19 protein-coding genes are annotated in these 22,369 nt (G+C 73.1%); 9 read left to right on the top strand and 10 right to left on the bottom strand.

What is annotated here, in order from left to right; genetic code table 11:
* Positions 1 to 5: 5 nt before the first annotated feature.
* The 5 genes from OHA84_RS21055 to OHA84_RS21035 form a co-directional block, all read right to left on the bottom strand.
* Positions 6 to 1,478: an aldehyde dehydrogenase family protein gene (locus tag OHA84_RS21055; RefSeq protein ID WP_266970255.1), complete on the bottom strand. Its 1,473-nt coding sequence runs from the start codon at positions 1,476 to 1,478 to the stop codon at positions 6 to 8.
* On the bottom strand, positions 1,475 to 3,214 hold the full coding sequence (locus tag OHA84_RS21050; RefSeq protein ID WP_053678884.1) for an amidohydrolase family protein: 1,740 nt from the start codon (positions 3,212 to 3,214) through the stop codon (positions 1,475 to 1,477). The genes OHA84_RS21055 and OHA84_RS21050 overlap by 4 nt, the downstream gene beginning before the upstream one ends.
* 347 nt (positions 3,215 to 3,561) lie before the next feature.
* The gene (locus tag OHA84_RS21045; protein WP_053678882.1) at positions 3,562 to 4,689 is read right to left on the bottom strand and encodes an LLM class flavin-dependent oxidoreductase; all 1,128 of its coding nucleotides are present in this window, start codon (positions 4,687 to 4,689) and stop codon (positions 3,562 to 3,564) included.
* Between the two features lie 106 nt (positions 4,690 to 4,795).
* Positions 4,796 to 5,581, bottom strand: coding sequence for an SDR family NAD(P)-dependent oxidoreductase (locus tag OHA84_RS21040; RefSeq protein WP_053678880.1), 786 nt, complete (start codon positions 5,579 to 5,581; stop codon positions 4,796 to 4,798).
* A gap of 16 nt (positions 5,582 to 5,597) precedes the next feature.
* Positions 5,598 to 6,545, bottom strand: coding sequence for a TIGR03619 family F420-dependent LLM class oxidoreductase (locus tag OHA84_RS21035; protein ID WP_266970258.1), 948 nt, complete (start codon positions 6,543 to 6,545; stop codon positions 5,598 to 5,600).
* Between the two features lie 225 nt (positions 6,546 to 6,770).
* Between OHA84_RS21035 and OHA84_RS21030 the strand changes: the two genes are divergently transcribed.
* Positions 6,771 to 7,418, top strand: coding sequence for a hypothetical protein (locus tag OHA84_RS21030; protein ID WP_266970260.1), 648 nt, complete (start codon positions 6,771 to 6,773; stop codon positions 7,416 to 7,418).
* Here the strand turns inward: OHA84_RS21030 and OHA84_RS21025 are convergent.
* The 3 genes from OHA84_RS21025 to OHA84_RS21015 all read right to left on the bottom strand — a co-directional run bounded on the left by OHA84_RS21025 (position 7,396) and on the right by OHA84_RS21015 (position 10,671).
* Positions 7,396 to 8,229: a L,D-transpeptidase family protein gene (locus tag OHA84_RS21025; protein WP_266970262.1), complete on the bottom strand. Its 834-nt coding sequence runs from the start codon at positions 8,227 to 8,229 to the stop codon at positions 7,396 to 7,398. The genes OHA84_RS21030 and OHA84_RS21025 overlap by 23 nt on opposite strands.
* 256 nt (positions 8,230 to 8,485) lie before the next feature.
* Positions 8,486 to 10,009: a HAMP domain-containing sensor histidine kinase gene (locus tag OHA84_RS21020; RefSeq protein ID WP_266970264.1), complete on the bottom strand. Its 1,524-nt coding sequence runs from the start codon at positions 10,007 to 10,009 to the stop codon at positions 8,486 to 8,488.
* Entirely contained in the window at positions 10,006 to 10,671 is a 666-nt protein-coding gene (locus OHA84_RS21015; RefSeq protein WP_266970266.1) for a response regulator transcription factor, read from the bottom strand. Before OHA84_RS21015 ends, OHA84_RS21020 begins: the two co-directional genes overlap by 4 nt.
* A gap of 89 nt (positions 10,672 to 10,760) precedes the next feature.
* Here OHA84_RS21015 and OHA84_RS21010 point away from each other — a divergent pair, with 89 nt between their 5' ends.
* The 6 genes from OHA84_RS21010 to OHA84_RS20985 all read left to right on the top strand — a co-directional run bounded on the left by OHA84_RS21010 (position 10,761) and on the right by OHA84_RS20985 (position 16,050).
* Entirely contained in the window at positions 10,761 to 11,348 is a 588-nt protein-coding gene (locus OHA84_RS21010; RefSeq protein ID WP_266970268.1) for a hypothetical protein, read from the top strand.
* The gene (locus OHA84_RS21005) at positions 11,345 to 12,457 is read left to right on the top strand and encodes a peptidoglycan-binding protein (RefSeq protein ID WP_053681207.1); all 1,113 of its coding nucleotides are present in this window, start codon (positions 11,345 to 11,347) and stop codon (positions 12,455 to 12,457) included. Before OHA84_RS21010 ends, OHA84_RS21005 begins: the two co-directional genes overlap by 4 nt.
* Positions 12,454 to 13,356, top strand: coding sequence for an ABC transporter ATP-binding protein (locus tag OHA84_RS21000; RefSeq protein ID WP_266970270.1), 903 nt, complete (start codon positions 12,454 to 12,456; stop codon positions 13,354 to 13,356). Before OHA84_RS21005 ends, OHA84_RS21000 begins: the two co-directional genes overlap by 4 nt.
* A 77-nt stretch (positions 13,357 to 13,433) precedes the next feature.
* Positions 13,434 to 14,633 carry an ABC transporter permease gene (locus tag OHA84_RS20995; RefSeq protein ID WP_053681205.1) on the top strand — a complete coding sequence of 400 codons (1,200 nt, stop codon included), beginning with the start codon at positions 13,434 to 13,436 and terminating at the stop codon, positions 14,631 to 14,633.
* Positions 14,634 to 14,729: 96 nt separating this feature from the next.
* Positions 14,730 to 15,341: an alpha/beta hydrolase gene (locus OHA84_RS20990; RefSeq protein WP_266970272.1), complete on the top strand. Its 612-nt coding sequence runs from the start codon at positions 14,730 to 14,732 to the stop codon at positions 15,339 to 15,341.
* A gap of 268 nt (positions 15,342 to 15,609) precedes the next feature.
* Positions 15,610 to 16,050 (top strand): NUDIX hydrolase, encoded by a 441-nt coding sequence (locus OHA84_RS20985; protein ID WP_053681201.1) that lies wholly within the window; start codon positions 15,610 to 15,612, stop codon positions 16,048 to 16,050.
* A 215-nt stretch (positions 16,051 to 16,265) separates the two neighbouring features.
* Here the strand turns inward: OHA84_RS20985 and OHA84_RS20980 are convergent, their stop codons facing one another.
* Together OHA84_RS20980 and OHA84_RS20975 are read right to left on the bottom strand one after the other, a co-directional pair.
* Positions 16,266 to 16,922, bottom strand: a complete 657-nt coding sequence (locus tag OHA84_RS20980) for a serine protease (RefSeq protein WP_266949097.1) — start codon at positions 16,920 to 16,922, stop codon at positions 16,266 to 16,268.
* Between the two features lie 468 nt (positions 16,923 to 17,390).
* Positions 17,391 to 18,611, bottom strand: coding sequence for an amidohydrolase family protein (locus tag OHA84_RS20975; protein WP_266949095.1), 1,221 nt, complete (start codon positions 18,609 to 18,611; stop codon positions 17,391 to 17,393).
* Positions 18,612 to 18,754: 143 nt separating this feature from the next.
* On the opposite strand from OHA84_RS20975, the gene OHA84_RS20970 reads away from it, so the two are divergent.
* Both OHA84_RS20970 and OHA84_RS20965 read left to right on the top strand, forming a co-directional pair.
* Positions 18,755 to 21,877: a BTAD domain-containing putative transcriptional regulator gene (locus OHA84_RS20970; RefSeq protein WP_266970275.1), complete on the top strand. Its 3,123-nt coding sequence runs from the start codon at positions 18,755 to 18,757 to the stop codon at positions 21,875 to 21,877.
* Between the two features lie 173 nt (positions 21,878 to 22,050).
* Positions 22,051 to 22,242 carry a hypothetical protein gene (locus OHA84_RS20965; protein WP_053681195.1) on the top strand — a complete coding sequence of 64 codons (192 nt, stop codon included), beginning with the start codon at positions 22,051 to 22,053 and terminating at the stop codon, positions 22,240 to 22,242.
* The last annotated feature ends 127 nt before the right edge of the window (positions 22,243 to 22,369 follow it).

The following is a 22,369-nucleotide window of genomic DNA, read 5'->3' as shown; positions in this document are numbered from 1 at the left end:
GTGCCTCAGCCCGGCCAGACGATCGACTGGATCTCGCTGTAGGCGTGCAGGGCGTACGAGCCGACGTCCCGGCCCACCCCCGACCGTTTGAAGCCGCCGAACGGGGCCTCCATGTTCCGGCCGATGGTGTTGATGCCGACGCCGCCGGCGCGCAGCCGCCGCGCGATCCGGAAGGCCCGCGCCGAGTCCCCGGACCACACGTAGGAGAGCAGCCCGAAGTCGCTGTCGTTGGCCAGGGCCACGGCCTCGTCCTCGCCGCCGTCGAAGGGCACGACGACCACGACCGGCCCGAAGATCTCCTCCCGGACCACCCGCATGTCGTGGGTGCAGTCCACCAGGAGGGTCGGCGCGACGTAGAAGCCGCGGCCCGCCCCGACGACCGGGCGTTCGCCGCCGTACGCGATCCGCGCGCCCTCCTTCCTCCCCAGCTCGACGTACGACTCCACGCGGTCGCGGTGCGCCGCCGAGATCACCGGGCCGACCACGGTGCCGCGCTCGCCCGGGTCGCCGACCTTCATGAACGCCAGGTAGCCGGTCAGCTTCTCCACCAGCGGCTCGTACACCGACCGGTGGACGATCACCCGGGTCGGGGCGGTGCAGATCTGACCGGAGTAGAAGGAGAAGGTGGTGCCGATGCCCGCCACGGCCGCGTCGAGGTCGGCGTCCTCCAGCACGATCGCCGCGCCCTTGCCACCCAGTTCCATCAACTGCCGCTTCATCGTCCGGCCGCACACCTCCGCGATGCGCTGCCCGACGGCCGTGGAACCGGTGAAGGACACCATGTCGACGTGGCGCGAGTCGACGGCCGCCTCGCCGACCTCGACCGAGGTGCCGCACACCACGTTCACCACGCCCGCCGGGACCCCGGCCTCGTGCAGGGCCTCGGCCATCCGGAACACCGACAACGGGTCCTGCGGGGCCGGTTTGACCACGACCGTGTTGCCCATGGCGAGCGCCGGGGCCACCTTGCCCGCCGGGTTCGCCCACGGGTTGTTGTACGAGGTGACGCAGGTGACCACACCGACCGGCTGGCGCACCTCCAGCGCGCCCAGGATGCCCGCCCTCCCCATCGGGCCGGCGTCGGTGACCTGCGGCGGCAGACCGCGTTCCACCGGCTCCAGTGCGCCCTTCGCGTACCGCCGGAAGCGGGCCACGCCCACGCCGACCTGCATGCCGCGCGCGATGCCGGTGGGCGCGCCCGTCTCGGCGCGGGCCAGCTCCGCCCACGGCTCGTACTCGCGCCGCATGACGTCGGCGGCCCGGTCGAGGATCGAGGCCCGCGCCTCGGGCGTCGTCCGCGACCAGCCCTCGAAGGCCTCCGCCGCCGCGCGCGCCGCCTCCTCGACCTGGCCGCGGGTGGCCTCCGGGGCGAGTCCGACGACGGACTCGTCGGCCGGGTTGACCACCTCGTAGTGACCGGCGGCCGGTTCGACCCACTCGCCTCCGATGTACAGCCGCTGCGGTCCGACGGAGGTCATCGGGTGCTCACCGTCCTCGTGTCGCGGCCGGAGCGCAGCACGATGCCGGGGATCGCGCCGGTCACCTCGTCGTCGCGGATCGTCTCCACGCCGTTGACGCGCACGGACACGATCCCGATCGCCCGCGCGTCCAACCGCGGACTGTCCCCGGGCAGATCGTGCACGAGCGTCGCCGGCCCGGCCTCGATCCGCTCCGGGTCGAAGAGAACCAGGTCCGCGTGGAACCCCTCGGTGATCCGGCCGCGTTCGCGCAGCCCGAACAGCCGGGCCGGGTCGTCGGTGAGCATCCGTACGGCCTGTTCCAGCGGCAGGAGCCGGCGTCCGCGCAGACAGTCCCCGAGGAAGCGGGTCGTGTACGGGGCGCCGCACATCCGGTCCAGGTGGGCGCCCGCGTCGGAGCCGCCCAACATGACGTCCTCGTGCTGCCAGGTCTCCTGGCGCAGGGCCCAGCTCGCCGGGTCGTTGTCGGTGGGCATCGGCCACAGGACGGTGCGCAGGTCGTCGTTGGCGCAGATCTCCACCAGACAGTGGAAGGCGTCCTGGCCCCGTTCGGCGGCGATGTCGCCGACGACCCGGCCCGAGAGGCCCTCGTTCTCCTCGCTGTACGTGTCGCCGATGACGTAGCGCCCGAAGTCGGCGAGCCGCCGGAAGACACCGGCCTCCCTGCTGTCCGCGCGGCGCAGCATCTCGGCGCGCACGTCGGTGTCGCGCAGCCTCGCGATCCGCTCGGGGACGGGCAGGCCGAGGACCTCGCCCCAGCCGGGGATGAGGTTCAGCGCGCAGAACGTGCCGAGCGACATGTTCATGGGGGTCAGGATCGGCATGGTGAGCGCGACGATCCGGCCGCCGGCCTTGCGGGCCCGCTCGCTGGGGATCAGCTGGCGCGGGACGCGCTCGGGGACGGACGCGTCGACGGTGAGGACGTTCCAGTTCAGGGGCCGGCCGGCGGCGGCACTCATCTCGACGAACAGGTCGATCTCCTCGTCGGAGAACTGGTCGAGGCAGCCCGCGACGATCGCTTCGAGCTGGGTGCCCTCGTGTTCGGAGACCGCGCGGGAGAGCGCGAGCAGCTCCTCCGGCTTCGCGTGACGGGAGGCCACCGGGGAGCCGGCGCCGTCGGAATGCGTGGAGGACTGAGTGGTGGACAGGCCCCAGGCACCGGCGTTCATCGCGTCGTGGAACAAGTCGAGCATCTGATGCATCTGCTCCGGCGTGGGCTGTCCGCCGACGGCGTCCTCGCCCATCACGTACCGGCGCAGCGCGCAATGCCCCACCATGAAACCGGCGTTGACGGCTATCCGGCCCTCCAGGGCGTCGAGGTACTCGCCGAACGAGGACCAGGTCCAGTCGACGCCCTCCTCGAGGGCCTTGAGGGCCATCCCCTCGACCTTGCTCATCATGCGCCGGGTGTAGTCGGCGTCCTCGGGCCGGTCGGGATGGAGCGGGGCGAGCGTGAAACCACAGTTGCCGCCGGCCACGGTGGTGACGCCGTGGTTCATGGAAGGCGTGGCGTACGGGTCCCAGAACAATTGGGCGTCGTAGTGCGTGTGCGGGTCGATGAACCCGGGGGTCAGGACGAGCCCGGTGGCATCCTCGCCGGTCCGGGCCTCCTCGGTGACGGTTCCCGGCGGGGCGATGACGGCGATCCGGCCGTCCCTCGTCCCGACGTCGGCGATGAACGCGGGGGCGCCGGTCCCGTCCACGACGGTGGCTCCCTTGATCAGGTGGTCGAGCATGACGTCCCTTCGTCCCTGACGGGTTCGCTGACGCGGTCTTACGGGGGGCGGTTCAGCCTCGCCGGCCGGGTGGGTCGGGCCATTTCAGCCTCGCCGGCGTTTGAGGCGCGGGGTCTGGGGCGGAGCCCCAGGTGACCCCGGTTCCGCCGGGCACCGGGCTCCGCCCGGACCCGCGCCTCGAACGCCGGCGGGGCTGGATCGGCCGGGGCGGCCGGAGGGCGCAGGGGTCGGCCGCGGCCCGTGCGTCCCCCGGCCGGTTCCGCGCGGGCCCCCGGGACCGCACGGCCCCCGAAGCCCGTTTTCCGGGGCGGCGGTCCGGGAAGACGCCGCCCGGGTCGGGTGTCCGTTCAGGACCCGGAGGCCTCACGGAAGCGGGTGGTGCGGTGTACCGGGTCCGTGTCGATCTTCGGGATGACGTGCTCCCCGATGAGTTTCACGGTGGTCATGGTGTCCTCGTAGGACACCCCGGTCGGCAGGCCGAAGGACAGTTGGTCGGCGCCCGCCTGCTCCCAGCGCTTGCACTGCCGGAGCACCTCGGACGGGTCTCCGCAGATCAGCAGTTCCTCGGCGATCAGCAGCTCGATGATCTCCGCGTTGTACTCGGGGAGCGTCTCGGGCCACTGCGGGATCGCCTCGGGCCGCGGGAAGGTGTCGTGGTAGCGGAAGACCAGCGACTGGAAGCGGTTCATGTTGGCGTTGACGGCGATCTCGACGGCCTTGTCGTGGGTCTCGGCGCAGATCGCGGTCGAGGTGACCATGACGTTGTCGTTGACGAAGGCGCCGATGGCCTTCGCCTCCTGGATGGCCGTCTTGTACTGCTCCAGCACCCACTCCATGTCGGAGACCTTCTGGACGCTGAAGCCGAGGACGCCGAGGCCCTTCTTGGCGGCCATGGCGTACGAGGTGGGGGATCCCGCGGCGTACCACATGGCCGGGTGGGCCTTGCCGTACGGCTTGGGGAAGATCTTCCGCGGCGGCAGCGACCAGTGCTTGCCGCTGAACCCCTCGTACTCCTCCTGGAGGAACATCTTGGGGAACTCCGCGATGGTCTCCTCCCAGATCTCCTTGGTGCCGTTCATGTCCTCGATGCCCGGGAGGAAGCCGAGGATCTCGTGGCTGCCGGCGCCGCGGCCGGTGCCGAACTCGAAGCGCCCCTTGGAGAGGTGGTCGAGCATGGCGACCTTCTCCGCGACCTTGACCGGGTGGTTCACGGGGGCCAGCGGGTTGAAGATGCCGGAGCCGAGGTGGATGCGCTCGGTGGCGTGGGCGAGATAGCCGAGGAACACCTCGTTCGCGGAGAGGTGCGAGTACTCCTCCAGGAAGTGGTGCTCGGAGGCCCAGGCGTACTTGAAGCCGGACTTGTCGGCCTGGATGACGTACTCGGTCTCCTCGATCAGCGCCTTGTGCTCCGCCTCGGGGTCGACCTTGGACCGCGCCTCAGGCACGTATCCCTGCACGAAGAGCCCGAATTCCAAGGGGGTTCACCGTCCTTTGATTTCTGACGTTGCGTCAGATTCGATGTCCCGACTGTTCCACCGCCGGGGCGGGAGCGTCAATACCTGACGCCCCATCAGATGCCGGTCAGAGGATGCTCACGCCGGCCATCCAGCCCCCGTCGATGACGAACGGCTGCCCGGTGATGTACGAGGAGTCCTCGCCGGTCAGGAAGAGCGCCAGGCGCGCGATCTCGTCCGGCCGGCCGACCCGCCCCATCGGCACGACCCGCTTGTACAACTCGGCCATCGCGTCCCTGGCCTCGTCGCTCACCCCCGCCGGGTCCAGCAGCGCCGGGTTGGCCATCGGCGTGTCCACGGCGCCCGGGCACATGGCGTTGACCCGGATGTTCCTTCCCGCCAGTTCCAGCGCCGCCACCCTGGTCAGACCCAGGATCGCGGCCTTGGTCGCCGCGTACGCGCCGACGTACGCCATGCCCGTCAGACCGGTGTACGAGGAGGTGTTGACGATCGTGCCCCCGCCGGCCGCCGCGATCTCGGGCGCGACGGCCTTGATGCCGAGGAACGCGCCGACCTGGTTGACCCGGATCACCTGCTGGAACTCCTCCAGCGGGGTCGCGGTCAGCTCGTTGAAGCGCAGGATGCCCGCGTTGTTGACCAGCCCGTCGATCCGGCCGAAGGCCTCCTTCGCCGCCTCGACGGCGGCGGCCCAGTCCTCCTCGCGGCTCACGTCCATCCGTACGTACCGGGCCCGGTCCTCGCCGATCTCCTTGGCGACCGCGGCGCCCTGCTCGTCCAACACGTCGCCCAGGAGCACCTTGGCGCCCTCCGCCGCGAAGAGCCGGGCCTCCTGCTCGCCCTGACCGCGCGCCGCACCGGTGATGACGACGACGCGTCCGTCCAACTTGCCCATGGCGGGTACTCCTGCCCTAGTCGTTGAGGAGGGGGGCCACCTCGGCCCCGAAGGCGGCGATCTGGTCGGTCAGTTCGGCGACGTCCCGATTGCGGAACCGGACCTGGATCTGGTCCACGCCCAGCGCCCGGTACTCCCGCAGGGACTCCGCGAGCGCCTCGGCCTTTCCGGTGAGGGCCCGCCGGCCGGTGTCCCAGCCGGGCTCGCCCACGTACAGGGGCTCGGTGATGGCACCGATCTCGATGGGGCGGGTGACCCCCGCCGCCTCGCGCAGCTCCCTGATCCGGGCGATCCGCTCCGGAAGCCGGTCGCGCGGATCCCCCTGCGGGAGCCAGCCGTCACCGCGCACCGCCGCGCGGCGCACGGCGGCGGGCGAGGAGCCGCCGACCCAGAAGGGGATGCGGGTCTGCGTGGGCCGGGGCAACTGGCCCAGGTCCCGGAACGAGAACGACCCGCCCTCGAACTCCGGGTACTCCTCCGGCCCGAGCGCCACCCGCAACGCGTCCAGCGTCTCGTCGAGCACGGCCCCGCGCCGCTCGAAGTCGACGCCGAGGGCCTCGAACTCCTCCCGCACGTGCCCCGCGCCGACCCCGAGGATCAGCCGGCCGCCGCAGAGGTGGTCGAGCGTGGCGTACTGCTTTGCGGTGATCAACGGATGCCGCAGGCCGACGATCGCGACGTGGCTCAGCAACCGGACGTGTTCGGTGATCCCCGCGAGGAAGGACAGGGTGGCCACCGGGTCGTACCAGACGGTGCTCATGGGCCCGGCCATCGCGCGCGGGATGGCCACGTGGTCGCAGGTGGCCACGTAACCGAAACCGGCCCGGTCGGCGGCCCGGGCCACCGCGGCGAGTTCGGCGGCGCCGGCCGTCGCCTCCCAGGGCTCGGCGTAGATGGTGCTCTGCGACTGGATCGGGAGTTGCATCCCGTACACCAGCCGGCCTTCGGGAAACACGCGCGCCATGACCGTCCCCACCTCGCCTTCGACTTCGACCTGTTCGGGAGGCCGACACCGGGGGCCATCGTCATAGCTGACGGTCCGTCAGGCAAGAGGTGCGACCGGACCTGGTGCGGGGCCGGGCTGGATCGGGCCCGGCGGGTGTGGCCCTGGCGGGATCGGGCCTGGCGGGATCGGGTGGCCGGCGCCTAGGGTGCGGCGACCGAGGAGTCGCGAGCGCGGGAGACGCGGGTGGAACTGTTCCTGACCCTGTTCAGCGCGGTGGCGTGGACGCTCGTGTACGCGGAGGCGATCCGGGTCGGGCTGCGGGACCGCACCTACGCCATGCCGGTCGCCGCCCTCGCGTTGAACTTCGCCTGGGAAGCGACGTACGCCACGACCGACTTCCTCGCCGGGGTGTCCCCGCAGGGCGTGGTCAACGTGGTGTGGGCCGCCGCCGACGTCGTCATCATCGGCACCTACCTGCGGTTCGGGCGGGCGGAGCTGCCGGAGTTCGTGACCCGGCCCCTGTTCGCCGGGTGGAGCGCGCTCGTCTTCGCCGGCGCCTTCGCCGTGCAGTGGCTGTTCCTGGCGCAGTTCGGGACGCACGACGCGTCGCGCTACTCCGCGTTCCTGCAGAACCTGCTGATGTCCGGCCTCTTCATCGCCCTGTACGCGGGCCGGCGCGGGCCGCGCGGGCAGTCCCTCGTCATCGCCGTCGCGAAGTGGCTCGGGACGCTGGCGCCGACCCTGCTCTTCGGGGTGATCGAGGACGCCCCGTTCATCCTCGGGCTCGGGGTGCTGTGCTCGGTGTTCGACCTCGCGTACATCGCGCTGCTCGCGCGGGAAGGCCGCGCCGGCCGCCGGGAGACCACGGTCAGAATCCCCGCGGCCCCATGACGACGACGGGCTTCGCCGCCGGGTCCAGGGTCTGCAGGAGCTTCTTCATCGCCTCCTTGGGGATGCCGACGCAGCCCTGCGAGGGCCCGTCGTGGTCCACGTGCAGCCAGATGTTGCCGCCCCGCTCCTCGCCCTGCGGCTTGCGCGGGTCGAGCGGCGACACCCCCCGTTCCCGGTTGAAGTCGATCGCCACGACGTAGTCGAAGGCGCCGGTCAGGGGCTCGCCGTTCACTCCGGTGCCCGTGGCGACGAAGCCGTCGTCCTCGTCGTACGAGAACTTCGTGCCCGGCGGCTTCGGCAGCAGACCGCCCGCGTCGGTCAGGGAGTAGACGCCCTGCGGGGAGGTCAGGTCCCCGTAGGTGCGCTCCTCGGGCGCGGACCAGCCCTTCGCCCCGTTGCGGGCCGGCCAGGTGTCCGCCCGGATCCAGTCGCCGCCGGGCGCGGAGCGCGACCAGAGGGTCACGACGGACTCGGAGGAGACCGCGGACTTGCCCGTGACCACGATCAACTGCCGGGAGTCCTTCGGGATCCTGGCCCGGGTCGCCTTGCCGAGCCCCGGGAGGACGTCGTTGCCCCGCGGGCGGGCCCGGTCCTCGGCGAGTGCCGCGCGGTCCGCCGCGGTCCTCGGGCGGGAGTCCGGGTGGGCCGAGCCGGGGTCGGCCCCCGGGGTGTCGCGGGCGACGTGGACCCAACCGGCGGTGAAGAGGAGCAGGCCGAGACCCGCCGCGACGGCGAGGGCCCGGAGGTTGCGCTGCCGGGGGGCTCGGGTGCGGACGGGGCGACCGGGACGGGCTCGGACGAACTTGCTCATTCAATCGACCGTACACAGCGGATCTTCCAATTCACCGAAGGGGGGACCTCTTCGGCGCGGCAGGGTGGGGGGGCGCGGGGGCGCGGGGCGCCAGGGTCGGGTGGGCGCGGGGCCGGGGTGCGGGGCGCGGGCGGACCCGGGGCGCGGGGGCCGGGGTGGGCGCGGGGCCGGGGCCGGGTGGACGGGGCGCCGGGGCGCGGGCGGGCCGGGGGGCGGGGCGCGGGCGGCGGACGCCGGGAGTGCGGCCGGGCGCGGGTCAGGGACGAGGGTCCGGGGCGGCGCCGGGCGCGGGGCCTGGAGGCGGGCCGGGGGTGGGGGTGGGGAACTCGACGCGGACCGTGAGACCGCCCTCCGGCGCCGGGTTGGCCCGGGCCCTCAGCTCCGCCCCGTGGGCCCGCGCGATCGAGGCGACGATCGACAACCCCAGCCCGGCGCCCTCGCCGGCCGTGTGCAGCCGTTCGGCGCGGCGCCGGAACGGCTCCAGCAGGCGCGGCACGTCGCCCGGCTCTATCACCGGCCCGGTGTTCGACACCGTCAACGAGCCGTCGGCGCAGGTCGTGACGCTCACCCGGCCGCCCGCCCGGTTGTGCCGGACCGCGTTGGCCAGCAGGTTCCGCACCAGGTGGCCGAGCAACGCCCGGTCACCTGTGACCGTCAACGGCCCGAGCTCCCGTACGACGGTCGGCGTCGACCCGGAGGGTACCGGCGTCCCGCGCGCCGAGATCTCGGCGGCCAGGTCCCCGACCCCCGCCGCCCCGCCCGCGACCCCGTCCCCGCCCGCCGGCGCGCGGCCGCCGCCCACGACCACCGCGTGCACCGTGGTCCCGTGCGCGGCCGCCCCGTCCGCCACGGTCCCGACCCCCGCCGCCCCGACCACAGCGGCCGTTCCGACCGTCGCCGCCCCCACCGTCGCGACCTTCGCCGTCCCGGCCGCCCCCACCGACCCGTCCGCGGACCCGGCCGCCGCGTCCGCCATCGCGTCCGCCACCGTCGCCGTGAGGGCCGCCAGGTCCACCGGTGCCGTCTTCTCCAACCCCTCCTCCGAGACGGCGAGGAGCAGCAGCGACTCGATGAGGTGCTCGCTCGACTCCGCGACGCCGATCAGCTTGTGGCGGATCCGGGCCACCTTCTGCGGTGTCGGCTCTCCCGCCAACCCGATCTCGGCCGCCGCCCGCTGTACGGCCAGCGGGGTCCGCAGCTCGTGGGCGGCGTTCGCGGCGAACCGGCGCTGCGCCCCGACCAGGCCCTCCATGCGGTCCAGCATCCCGTCGAAGGTGTCGGCGAGCCGCTTCAGTTCGCCGGGCGGCGCCTGGAGGTCGATCCGTTCGTGCAGGTTGGCGCCGGACAGCCGGCGGGCCGTCTCCGTGATCACGCCGACGGGGCGCAGCACGCGGCCGGCCATCCACCAGGCCAGCCACATGGACACGGCGGCGAAGACGGCGAGGGCGACGAGGGACACGACGAGGAGCTCGTGGAGGGTGGCCTGTTCGACGGCGGCGGAGACGTTGCGGGTGACCCGGTACGACTCCAGTTGCTCGGCGGTCGGCACGGCCTCGGCCGGGAGACGCTCGGCGGGCACCCAGACCTTCTCGCCGGGCACCGGGCCCGCGCCCTGCCGGAAGGCGGGGATGGTGGTGGTCACGGCGCCGTTGATGCGGGAGGGGAGCCCGTTGCGGACGAGTACGTTCACCAGGGCGACCAGGCCGCCGCCGGCGAGCAGGAGCAGCGCGCCGTAGAGGGTGGTGAGGCGGGCGCGCTCGGAGCGGAGCACCGCTCTCATCGCGGACCACCGATCCGGTAGCCGGCGCCCGGCACCGTCTCGATCAGCGGCGGCTCGCCCAGCTTCGCGCGCAGTTTGCTCAAGGTCACCCGTACGGCGTTGGTGCGGTAGGAGGTGTCCTCCTCCCACACGCGCTCGATCAGGTCGTCGCTGCTGAGGACCGCTCCCTCGGCGCGCAACAGCGCCTCCAGCACCGCGAACTCCTTGCGGGACAGCGCCAGCCGGTGGCCGTCGCGGGTGGCGGACCGCCGGGCGGTGTCCACGGCGATGCCCGAACGCTCCAGCACGGGAGGCAGCGCCGGATGGGCGCGCCGGCCCAGTGCCAGGACCCGGGCGAGCAGCTCGTCGTAGGCGAACGGCTTGGTGAGGTAGTCGTCCGCGCCGAGACCGAGGCCCTCCACCCGGTCCCGGACGCTCCCGAACGCGGTCAGCATCAGCACCCGGGTCAGCAGCCGCTCGCGCACCACCTGGCGGCAGACCTCGTCGCCGTGCAGGCCGGGCAGGTCGCGGTCGAGCACGAGGACGTCGTACTCGCCGAGGCGCAGCCGGTGCAGTGCCTCCAGGCCGTCGCCCGCCTCGTCGACGGCCAGCGCGTCGCCGCGCAGCCCCTCGGCGATCATCTCCCGGAGGAACTCCTCGTCCTCCACCACCAGAACTCGCATTCGTCCTCTTTACCCGAGAAGGACATTTCCTCGTCGTAAGGCCGGTGGGAGAGGGAAGCGAAACCCCGCCTTGCCCCAGGGTCGGGCCCATGAAGCGACACATACGGCGACCCTCGCAGCGATCCATGACCCTCGGCACGGCCGCGGTGCTCACCGGTCTGACCCTCTTCGTGACCGCGTGCACGGGCGGAACAGGTGCCTCCGACGGTTCGGGCGGTTCGGGCGGGTCCGACGGTTCGGGCGGATCGGGCGGATCGGGCGGCAAGAAGGACGGCGCGGCCGGCGGCAACGCGTCGAGCGGGAGCGGAGGCGGCGGCGACAGCGGGAAGATCGCCGACGACGCGCTCAAGATGCGCACGTGCCTGCGCGAACACGGCATCGACGCGCCCGATCCGGAACCCGGCCAGGATCCGCGCGGCATGACGCTCGGCGGCGGCGCCGATCCGGAGACGATGCGGAAGGCGATGGAGGCGTGCGGGATGAAGGGCCCCGGCTCCGGCGCCGGTCCCACGCAGGAGGAGAAGGACAAGGAACTCAAGTGGGTCCGGTGCATGCGCGAGCACGGCGTCAACCTCAAGGACCCCGAGTACACGGGCGGCATGAAGAGCGCCACGGAGATCCCCAAGGGCCAGGAGAAGGCCTTCGAGGAGGCCCAGAAGAAGTGTGAAGCGGCGTGAGGAGGCGGCGCGGGTGGCTGCTCGCTTCCCTGGCCGTGCTGCTCGCCGCGTCCGGCGGTGGCTACGTGGTGCTGGCCGGACCACAGGAGGACTCCGGCCGGTCCGGTGACCGCCGCGCCGATGGCCTCCCGCCGGCCACCGCCCCCGTCAAGCGCGGCGACCTCGACTCCGGCCTCCAGGTCGAGGGGACCCTCGGCTACGCGAAGGAGCGCAAGCAGAACGCCGCCGGGCCCGGGGTGCTGACCTGGACGGCGGCGGAGGGCTCGGTGGTCGAGCGGGACGACAGGCTGTACGAGGTCGACGGCAGGGCGGTGCGCCTCATGTACGGGGCCACGCCGATGTACCGCCCGCTGAAGGGCGGGGACAAGGGCGAGGACGTCAAGCAGCTCAAGCAGAACCTGCTGGCCCTCGGGTACGGGACGGGCCTGGACGCGTCGGACGGCACCTTCACGGCGGGCACGACGGCGGCGGTCAAGCGGTGGCAGAAGGCCCACAAGGAGAAGGAGACGGGCGAGCTCGCCAAGGAGGCCGTCGCCTTCGCCTCCGGCCCGCAGCGGGTGCAGAAGAACGACGCGGCGGTCGGCGACGAGGCGGCTCCGGGCAAACCGGTGCTGACGCTGACCGGGACGCGGCGCTCGGTCCGCTTCGCGTTGGACGTGGCGAAGGCGGGCTCGGTGAAGACCGGGGACAAGGTCACCGTCGACCTGCCGGGCGGCGGCACGGCCGGCGGGACCGTCGAGTCGGTGGGCAGCACCGCCAATCCCGACGATCCCCCGGGCGGCGGGGGCGGGGGTGCGGGCGGCGGCTCCGGCGGAGGCGACAAGCCGAAGGTGGAGGTGACGGTGGCCCTCGACGACGCCGCCGGGGCCAAGGGACCGGACCGGTCCCCGGTGACCGTGCGGCTGACCGGCGAGACCCGGAAGGGGGTGCTGTCCGTACCGGTCAACTCGCTGCTGGCGCTGGCCGGCGGCGGCTTCGGCGTGCAGGTGGTCGAGGGCGGCGCGGCGCGCGACGTACGGGTCGACCTGGGCATGTTCGGGCAGGGCCGGGTGGAGGTCACGGGCGACTCCCTCAAGGAGGGCATGCGCGTGGGGGTGCCCACCACATGACCGCGCACGACACGCCCGACACCCCGCACGACACGCCCCCGGCCACACCCACACCCACGCACGACACGACGACACGCCCCTGGGACCGGCCCGGGGCTCCGTCCGCGGACCGACGCGCAGCCCCGCCCGCGGACCCGCCCGCGGACCTGCTCGCGGACCGGCCCGCCACGACCGTCGTGGAGCTCACCGGCGTCACCAAGGAGTACCCGGGCGGCGTCGCGGCCCTGCGCGGGGTCGACCTGACCGTCGCGAGCGGCGAACTCCTCGCCATCGTCGGCCCGTCGGGCTCCGGCAAGTCCACCCTGCTGCACATCGTCGGGACCCTGGACCGGCCGACCGCCGGCTCGGTCTCCATCGCCGGGTACGACGTCGCGACCCTGTCCGACCGGGCCCTGTCCGCGCTGCGCTCGCGTCATGTCGGCTTCGTCTTCCAGTCCTTCCACCTGGTACCGGGCATCAGCGCCCGGGCGAACGTCGCCGAGGGGCTGCTGTACTGCGGCTTCTCGCGGGCCGAGCGCGGCCGGCGGGCGGCTGCGGCCCTGGAGCGGGTCGGCCTCGGGGACCGGATGGACCACCGGCCCCACGAACTGTCCGGCGGGCAGAAGCAACGCGTCGCCATCGCCCGCGCGGTGGCGGGCGAACCGGATCTGCTGCTGGCGGACGAGCCGACCGGGGCGCTGGACACGGCGTCCGGGGAGTCGGTGATGGAGCTGTTGCGCGAACTGAACCGGGACGGTGCCACCATCGCCGTGATCACCCACGATCAGGAGATCGCCGCGAGCCTGCCCCGGCAGGTGCGGATCCGCGACGGCGAGATCGTCGCGGACGTGTGGAACCCCGGCCCGGGACAGGGCGCGGGACAGGGCGCGGACCGGAACCGGTCGGGGGCGGTCACATGAGCGACACCCCCACGAGGGCCCGTACGAAGGGCCGCACGAGGGGCCGTACGAGGACCGGTGCGAGGACCGGTACGAGGATGCGCGCGCGACGGCTCGTCCCGCCGCGGCTGAGCCCCCGCGACGTGTTCCACGTAGGTTCGGCGGGGCTGCGGTCGCGGCCCGTGCGCGTGTTCCTCTCTGCGCTCGGGATCGCCATCGGGATCGCGACGATGATCGCGGTCGTCGGGATCTCCTCGTCCAGCCAGGCCAAGCTGCTGCGGGAACTCGACAAGCTGGGTACGAACATGCTGGTCGTGACGCCGGGGCAGTCCATGTTCAGCGGGCAGGACACGAAACTGCCGAAGGACGCCCCGGGCATGATCGGCCGCATCGAGGGGGTCGAGTCGGTCGGTACGACGGGTGACGTGAAGGAGTCCGTACGCCGGTCGGAGAACATCCCGAAGGAGGAGACGGGAGCCATTGCCGTGAAGGCGGCCCGCGATCGGCTGCTCGACACGCTGCGCGCCCGGATGGCGAAGGGGACCTGGCTCAACGAGGCCACCGGCCGCTATCCCTCCGTCGTGCTCGGCGACGTCTCGGCGCGCCGGCTCGGCATCACGGAGCCGGGCCGGCAGGTCTTCATCGGCGGGCGGTACTTCACGGTGATCGGCATCCTGGAGCCGATCCCGCTGGCCCCCGAGATCGAACGCTCCGCGCTGGTCGGCTGGGAGGCGGCGGAGCGGCTGCTCGGCTTCGACGGCCACCCGACGGCCGTCTACGAACGCTCGGCGGACGACCGGGTCACCGCCGTCCGCGACCTCGTCGGCCGGACGGCCAACCCGTCGAGTCCCAGCACCGTTTCCGTCACCGATCCCTCCGCGGCGCTCCAGGCCAAGGCCGCCACGGAAGGGGCCTTCAGCACCCTCCTGCTCGGCCTGGGCGGCATCGCCCTGCTCGTGGGCGGGGTCGGGGTGGCCAACACGATGATCATCTCGGTGTTGGAGCGCCGCCACGAGATCGGCCTGCGCAGGTCGCTGGGTGCGACCAAGGGGCAGGTCCGGATCCAGTTCGTCACGGAGTCCCTGCTGCTGTCCGGACTCGGCGGCGCGGCGGGCATCGTCCTCGGCGGCGCGGCCACGGCCGTCTACGCCCGGGTCGGCGACCTGCCCTGGGTCGTCCCCCTCTGGGCCGTCACCGGCGGCTTCGCCTCCACCCTGGCCATCGGGACGTTCGCCGGCCTCTACCCGGCGGTCCGCGCCGCCCGCCTCTCCCCGACGCTGGCGTTGCAGGCGGGGTAGGAGGGGCAGGGCGGAACGGAGGGACTGGACCCGGGGGGACGGGCGCGGCCATGATCGCTTCGAACTTCCCGGTGTCTTCCCACGATTGCGAGAACGATGACCGACGCCTTGGTCGAGGACGGCTTCCTGATACTCCACGGTTGGCAGAACCAACGGCCCGCCGGCCACTGGGAACACTGGCTGGCCGACCGGCTCACGGCCTCGGGGCACGCCGTGGACTACCCGGCCCTTCCCGACCCGGACCATCCGGACCTGGAGGTGTGGCTGGCCGAGCTGCGCGAGCGGCTCGGCGCGCTGCCCGGTCGGCGGCGCACCGTCGTCTGCCACAGCCTGGCCTGCGTGCTGTGGCTCCACGCGGCGGCCCGGGGCGACGTGGCGGTCCCGGTCGACCGGGTGCTCCTCGTCGCCCCGCCGTCGGCGGGCTACCTGGGCCGGTACCCGGAGGTCGCCGCGTTCGCGCCGCCCCGGGTTTCGTCCGCGCAGCTGTACGCCACGGCCGGGTACGTCCGGATGGTCGGCGGCGACGACGACCCGTGCTGCCCGGAGGGCGCCGCCGCCGTCTTCGCCGAGCCGCTCGGCCTGCCGGTGGACGTCCTGGCCGGCCAGGGGCACCTGGGCGAGGACGCGGGATACGGCCCCTGGCCCTCGCTCCTCGACTGGTGCGTCGAGCGCGACGACGACGCTCCGATCCGGTCCCGCGCGCGGTGAACCGACCCCGCACGGATCGACCGGGCCCGCGCGGGGTCACCCCGGCCCGCGCCGTGTGAACCGGGCCCGCGCCCTTCGGGGGCGCGGGTACCGCCCACCGCCGGGCGGGCACCGCCCACCGCCGATCCCGATTTCGTCAACGGCCCCGCGGAAACGGCCGACTCCCCCGATTTCGGCGTGTTCAATCGTCTGCGCTCCGGGGAATTCGGGAAATGCGCCCGACTGCAGGACAGTTACCGTCCGGCCTTTTCAGTCGTACCCTGATCTGATGAGAACTCCACGTCAGGCAGCGCGCATTGTGGTCCTGTCGCCCACGGGATCGGTATTTCTCTTTCGGGAGAACAACGTGGAAGTGGGCATCCACTGGCTTCCCCCCGGCGGGGGAATCGACCCCGGGGAAAGCCCCGAGGAATGTGTGCGGCGCGAGTTGCGCGAGGAGACCGGGTGGACCGATCTCGAACCTCGCCGGCTGCTCTGCACCTGGGAGCACGACTTCACCCACCAGGGCATCCCCGTCCGGCAGCACGAGCACATCTACGTCACCTCGGGCCCGCTGCGCGATCCCGTCCCGGAGTCGCCCGACGCCCAGTGGAGTTGGCTCTCGCGGGACGCGCTGGCGGCGCTCGGGGAGCCGCTGTGGCCGCCGCGGTTGGCGGACCTGCTGGCGGACGTGTCCGCCGAGCCGGTGCACCTCGGCCTGATGGTGTGAGCCGGGGCCGGCCCGGCTCCGGCCCGTCGGGACGCGGCGCGGGACGACCGCGCCGGCGTACCGACGCGGCACGGGACGCCACGGCGCGGCACGACCCACCGCGGCACGACCCACCGCAGCGCGGATCAGCTCGGCACGGCCCACTGCGGTGTGGCTCACCGCGCCGCGGATCACCCCGCCGTGACTCACCGCGGCGCGGATCACCGCGGCGCGACTCACCGCGCCGCGGCGCTCCCGGGCGTACTCGCGGTCCCGGGCGCGGTCCCGGTCGCGCGGCGGTAGAGGGTGGCCGCGTACTCCCCGAGGACGGTGCTCGTCGAGACGTCGTCCGTGTCGCCGCCCGTCAGCACGCCGACGATCTTGCCGTCGCGGGCGATCCACGCGCTGCCGCTGGTGCCCCCGGGGAAGTCGGCGCAGTCGAACCGCTGCTCCGCCGCCTTCTCGCGTACCGCCACCGCCGTGCAGGTGCGCGGCACGCCGCGGTCGGCCGGGTAGCCGGTCACCGTGACCTGCTCGCCCGTGCGGCCCGTGGTGTCCAGGACGGCCGCGCCGGTGACGTCCTCGATGTTGCGGCCGGAGGAGTCGGGGGCGAGACGGGCGAAGGCGAGGTCGTAGTCGTCGTTCGCGTCATCCGTCCAGCGCTCGTCCTCGTAGACCTCTTCGAGCCGCCAGGCACCGAGCGGGGCCGTGGTGCCGGCGTACGCGGGTGCGAATATCGGGCCGTTCGCGCCCTGTTTGCCGGGGGCCAGGCAGTGCCCGGCGGTGACGATCAGGTTCCGTCCGGGGCTGTGCACGACGGTCGCCGTGCAGAAGTGGTCGCCGTCCACACGGCCTTCCGGGTTGCCTTCGAACAGCGCCCCGGCGAACTTCACGGGACCGCCCGGGCCGGGGGTCACGGCGGTCGGTCGGGGCGCCGGAGACGTGGACAGTTGCGGTTGCTTCGGCGATTGCGATCGCGATGACGGGCTGGGTGACGCCGGCCCCGAGGGAGCACCCTCCGCCCGTGTGGCCGCCGCCTGGTCTGCGGCCGGCACCACCTTTGTCATGGCGGCGGATGCCCCCAGTGCGGCCACCGCGCACAACACCACGGTCACCACGGTCCGCTTGTCCACCACAGCTGTCCTCCCCCGGTTTGCTCTGGCGAATCATGCCCTGGCGTCGCTCCCGCCCGCAAGGCGGGGGTGCGCCAAGGTCGCGCCGGATCAAGCCCCTTGCCCGCCCCGACCCGTCGAACGCCGCGGCGCTCGGCCCCCGGACGCGTTCCGTCCGGGGCCGAGCGCCGTGCCGGGGGTCGCGTCCCGCCGGCCGCCGCGGGCCGGGTGAGGCTTCGGCGCCCGGGTCTACGCGCCCGGCCAGAGACCCTCCGGGGTGAGGCCCAGCAGGTCGATGGCGTTGCCGCGGACGATGCGGTCGACCACGTCGGGGGCGAGGTGTCCCATCTGGGCCTCGCCGACCTCCCGGGACTTGGGCCAGGTGGAGTCGGAGTGCGGGTAGTCCGTCTCATAGAGGACGTTGGCCACACCGATGGAGTCCAGGTTCCGCAGCCCGAAGGCGTCGTCGAAGAAGCAGCCGAAGACGTGCTCGGCGAAGAGTTCCGACGGCGGGCGCAGCACCTTGTCGGCGACCCCGCCCCAGCCGCGGTTCTCCTCCCACACCACGTTCGCGCGCTCCAGGATGTAGGGGATCCAGCCGATCTGCCCCTCGGCGTACATGATCTTGAGGTTGGGGAAGCGTTCGAACTTGCCGCTCATCAGCCAGTCCACCATCGAGAAGCAGCAGTTGGCGAAGGTGATGGTCGAACCGACCGCCGGCGGGGCGTCGGCGGAGGTGGAGGGCATGCGCGAGGAGGAACCGATGTGCATGGCGATGACCGTGCCCGTCTCGTCGCACGCCTGGAGGAACGGGTCCCAGTCGTCGGTGTGGATGGACGGCAGCCCGAGGTGGGGCGGTATCTCCGAGAAGGCGACGGCCCGCACGCCCCGGGCCGCGTTGCGGCGGACCTCGGCCGCGGCGAGTCGGGCGTCCCACAGGGGGACGAGGGTGAGGGGGATGAGCCGGCCCGCCGCGTCGGGGCCGCACCACTCCTCCACCATCCAGTCGTTGTAGGCGCGGACGCCGAGCAGTCCGAGCTCCCGGTCCTTGGCCTCGGTGAAGGTCTGCCCGCAAAAGCGCGGGAAAGTGGGGAAACACAGGGCCGACTGGACGTGGTTGACGTCCATGTCCGCGAGCCGGTCGGGAACCGCGAAGGACCCCGGGCGCATCTGCTCGTAGGTGATGACTTCCAGTTTGATCTCGTCGCGGTCGTACCCGACCGCGGTGTCGAGGCGGGTGAGCGGGCGGTGCAGGTCTTCGTAGACCCACCAGTCGCCCACCGGGCCGTCGTCGCCCTTCGCCCCCATGACGGGGGCGAACTTGCCGCCCAGGAAGGTCATTTCCTTCAGGGGGGCGCGGACGACGCGCGGGCCGACGTCGTGGTACTTGGACGGGAGCCGGTCCCGCCAGACATGAGGGGGCTCCACCGTGTGGTCGTCCACCGAGATGATCTTCGGGAAGGTCTCCATGTGAACCACGGTAGCGTCGATCTGACGAACCGTCAGCTAGTTGGACGGCACCGGGGAAGCGATCAGTCCGCCGCGGGCTGACGTGTACGTGCAAGACAGGGCAGACTGACCCTTACAACGACGGAAGGCAGGGGGGACGACAGATGGACGGCGTACCGGCCATCCCGCACCAGCGGAACCACCCCGAGGCAGCCCGGACCACCACGGACGCGGTCGACGCCCCGCCCGAAACCCCCTCCCGAACCGTCGCCGGGAGCACCGCCGCGACCGCCCCCCGGAAGACCTCGCCCGCCGGGAGCGCCACCGCCCCGAGGGCCGCCACAGGGGACACCGACCGGCCCCGACCCACCCCCTGCGGGAACCGCTTCGCCGTCCTCGGCCCCATCCGGGCCTGGCGCGGCCCCGAGTTGCTGCCCTCCGGCAGCCCCCAGCAGCGGGCCCTGCTCGCCGTCCTCCTGCTCCGCGACGGCCGCACCGCCACCGCGCCCGAGCTCATCGACGCCATCTGGGGCGAGGACCCCCCGCAGCAGGCCCTCGCCACCATCCGCACGTACGCCTCCCGCCTGCGCAAGGTCCTCGACCCCGGGTTGCTCGTCACCGACGCCGGCGGCTACGCCATCCGCACCCCCGCCGGAGCCCTGGACCTGGGCATCGCCCGCGCCCTGGCCGGCGACGCCGAGAAGGCCCGCGCCGGCGGGGACCGCGCCCTCGCCCGTACGCTCCTGGCCCGCGCCCTGGACCTGTGGGACGGGGAACCCCTCGCCGGGGTGCCGGGCCCGCACGCCGACACCGAGCGCACCCGGCTCGCCGAGTGGCGCCTCCAGCTGCTGGAGACGCGCCTGGACCTCGATCTGGAGGTCGGCCAGCACGCCGAGGCCGTCTCCGAGCTCACCGCCCTCACCGCCGCCCACCCCCTGCGGGAGCGGCTGCGCGAGCTGCTGATGCTCGCCCTCTACCGCAGCGGCCGGCAGGCCGAGGCCCTCGCCGTGTACGCCGACACCCGCCGGCTCCTGGCGGACGAGCTCGGCGTCGACCCCCGGCCCGAACTCTCCGCCCTCCAGAGCCGGATCCTGTCCGCGGACGCCGAACTCGCCCTCGCGGAGGACCCCACGCCGGCCGCCGCACCCGTCCTTGTGAGGCCGGCCCAATTGCCCGCGACCGTACCGGACTTCACCGGCCGCGCCCCGTTCGTCACCGAACTCGGCAAGATCCTGTCCGGAGCGGAGGGCCAGGTCATGGCCGTGTCCGCGCTCGCCGGCATCGGCGGCGTCGGCAAGACCACCCTGGCCGTGCACGTCGCGCACGCCGCCCGCCCGCACTTCCCCGACGGCCAGTTGTACGTGGACCTCCAGGGCACCGAACCGCGACCGGCCGAGCCCGTCGCCGTGCTCGGCTCCTTCCTGCGGGCCCTGGGCACCCCCGACACCGCCATCCCCGACTCCCCCGCCGAACGGGCCGCGCTGTACCGGTCCACCCTCGACGGCCGCCGCGTCCTGGTCCTGCTCGACAACGCCCGCGACGCCGCCCAGGTCCGCCCGCTGCTGCCGGGCACCGCGGGCTGCGCCGCGCTCGTCACCAGCCGGGTCCGGATGTCGGGCCTCGCCGGCGCCCACCTCGTCGACCTCGACGTGATGAGCCCGGAGGAGGCGCTCCAGCTCTTCACCCGAATCGTCGGCGCCGAACGGGTCGGCGCCGAACGGCAGGCCGCCCTCGACGTGGTCGGGGCCTGCGGCTTCCTGCCGCTGGCCATCCGCATCGCCGCGTCCCGGCTCGCCGCCCGCCGCACCTGGACGGTGTCCGTCCTCGCCGCCAAGCTCGCCGACGAGCGTCGCCGCCTCGACGAACTCCAGGCCGGGGACCTCGCCGTGAAGGCCACCTTCGAGCTGGGATACGGACAGTTGGAGCCGGCCCAGCAGCGGGCGTTCCGGCTCCTCGGGCTCGCCGACGGGCCCGACATCTCCCTCGCCGCGGCGGCGGCCGTGCTCGACCTGCCCGAGCACGACACCGAGGACCTCCTGGAGGCTTTAGTCGACTGCTCCCTCCTCGAATCCGCCGCACCCGGCCGCTACCGCTTCCACGACCTGGTCCGTCTCTACGCACGTGCCTGCGCGGAGCGCGACGAGCAGCCGCCGAGCGGGCGCGACGCCGCCCTCGACCGACTCCTGGACTTCTACCTGGCCACCGCCGCCGGGGTGTACGCCCTGGAGCGGCCCGGCGACCGGCTGCCCGCCCACATGGCCGCCACCCACCACCCCGGCCTGGTCTTCACCGAGCCGCGCGCCGCACTGGACTGGCTGTTCGCCGAGGCGGACCCGCTGTTGGCGTGCGTCCGACAGGCCTCCGTGCGCACCACCGGGCGCGGCGGCCTGGTCGACGTGCTGCGCCGCTCCGTGGACCTGCTGTGGGCGGCCAAGGACCTCACCGAGTCGGGGGCCAACTCCAAGCAGTACGAGTCGGCCGCCGTCGCCCTGTGCGAGGCCGCGCACGCCGCCGGTGACCCGCACGCCGAGGGGCGGGCGCGGATCACGCTCACCATCGTGCACCTGGTCGCGGGCCGGTTCGCCGAGGCCGACGGCGAGGCCAGCCGGGCCACGGCGCTGGCCCGCGAGGCCGAGGACCCGCTGCCGAACTGCTGGGCTCCCAACGACCGCGGCATCATCGCCCTGTACGAGGGCCGGCACGCGGACGGCGAACGGTTCCTGTTGGAGGCCATCGAGAACTTCCGGGCCGACGGGAACTTCGTCGGCGAGGCCAGCGCCCTGTGCAACCTGTCCCGGATCCATGTGATGCTGGGCCGGCTCACCAGCGCCATAGAGCTCGCACAACAGGGCATCGACATCTACGACCGGATGGGCCTGACCCTGCGGCTGGCCAACGGCCGGTACGCGCTGGGCATCGCGCTCACCCAGGCGGGCCGGCTGGGAGAAGCCCTGGCGCAGCTCGCGGAGGCGTTGACGCTCTTCCACGACAACCGGCAACCGCTGTGGGAGGGCGTGACGCACTTCCGGCTCGCCGAGGCCCATCTCGCCGCCCGCCGGCCCACGTTGGCGGCCTCGCACGCCGAGCAGGCCATCGCCCTGCGCGGGATCGGCGGCGAGTGGCGGCGGGCCACGGTGCTGACGGTGCTGGGCAAGGCGCTGGTGCGGTTGGGGCAGACGGACCGGGCGCGGGTGTGCTGGCGGGACGCCGAAACGGTCTTCGAGCGGCTCGGTTCCTCGGAACTGGCCGAAGTACGCACCCTGCTGGCCTCGCAGGTAGCGGCCTGACCAGCGCTTTCGCCGGATGAACGGGACGTTCATCGTTCGTTTATCGCCGCGGGCCATGATGGGTACATCGACTCGACGCGTCGGGGGGACTCGCGGGTCGACTGGAGGACTACCCGTTCGGCGGTCCACGGGGGAATCGCCGAACGGGCCCGACTCATCCATCAGGAGATCCGATGACGACGAACGAGAACGCTCTTCCCAAGGAAGGCGACATCAAGCCGCTCGACAACCACGCGTCGGGCATCGAGATCAAACCGCTGGACAACCATGCCTCGGGCGGTACGCCGCTGCTCGGGCAGGAAGACAAGGCCGCGGACGAGGAGATCGTGACGCTGGACAACCACGCGTCCGGTCCGCGTCCGTAGCGGAGGCGAGCACGACACGTACGGGGGAAACGTACGGGGACAGCACGGGGGAAACGTACGGGGGACCCACGGGGAACGACTCGGGGGAACGTACGGGGGACGGCGGCCGCGGTGGCCCGGGGGGACC

The organism is Streptomyces sp. NBC_00513, assembly GCF_041431415.1.
Classification (GTDB): Bacteria; Actinomycetota; Actinomycetes; order Streptomycetales; family Streptomycetaceae; genus Streptomyces.
This window is presented reverse-complemented; position numbering and strand designations above follow the sequence as displayed.

Coding starts and splice junctions, on each gene's coding strand:
- OHA84_RS21055 (WP_266970255.1), bottom strand. CDS start 1,478: ATGACCTCCGTCGGACCGCAGCGGCTGTACATCGGAGGCGAGTGGGTC.
- OHA84_RS21050 (WP_053678884.1), bottom strand. CDS start 3,214: ATGCTCGACCACCTGATCAAGGGAGCCACCGTCGTGGACGGGACCGGC.
- OHA84_RS21040 (WP_053678880.1), bottom strand. CDS start 5,581: ATGGGCAAGTTGGACGGACGCGTCGTCGTCATCACCGGTGCGGCGCGC.
- OHA84_RS21035 (WP_266970258.1), bottom strand. CDS start 6,545: ATGGCGCGCGTGTTTCCCGAAGGCCGGCTGGTGTACGGGATGCAACTC.
- OHA84_RS21025 (WP_266970262.1), bottom strand. CDS start 8,229: ATGAGCAAGTTCGTCCGAGCCCGTCCCGGTCGCCCCGTCCGCACCCGA.
- OHA84_RS21020 (WP_266970264.1), bottom strand. CDS start 10,009: ATGAGAGCGGTGCTCCGCTCCGAGCGCGCCCGCCTCACCACCCTCTAC.
- OHA84_RS21015 (WP_266970266.1), bottom strand. CDS start 10,671: ATGCGAGTTCTGGTGGTGGAGGACGAGGAGTTCCTCCGGGAGATGATC.
- OHA84_RS21010 (WP_266970268.1), top strand. CDS start 10,761: ATGAAGCGACACATACGGCGACCCTCGCAGCGATCCATGACCCTCGGC.
- OHA84_RS21000 (WP_266970270.1), top strand. CDS start 12,454: ATGACCGCGCACGACACGCCCGACACCCCGCACGACACGCCCCCGGCC.
- OHA84_RS20995 (WP_053681205.1), top strand. CDS start 13,434: ATGCGCGCGCGACGGCTCGTCCCGCCGCGGCTGAGCCCCCGCGACGTG.
- OHA84_RS20990 (WP_266970272.1), top strand. CDS start 14,730: ATGACCGACGCCTTGGTCGAGGACGGCTTCCTGATACTCCACGGTTGG.
- OHA84_RS20985 (WP_053681201.1), top strand. CDS start 15,610: ATGAGAACTCCACGTCAGGCAGCGCGCATTGTGGTCCTGTCGCCCACG.
- OHA84_RS20975 (WP_266949095.1), bottom strand. CDS start 18,611: ATGGAGACCTTCCCGAAGATCATCTCGGTGGACGACCACACGGTGGAG.
- OHA84_RS20970 (WP_266970275.1), top strand. CDS start 18,755: ATGGACGGCGTACCGGCCATCCCGCACCAGCGGAACCACCCCGAGGCA.
- OHA84_RS20965 (WP_053681195.1), top strand. CDS start 22,051: ATGACGACGAACGAGAACGCTCTTCCCAAGGAAGGCGACATCAAGCCG.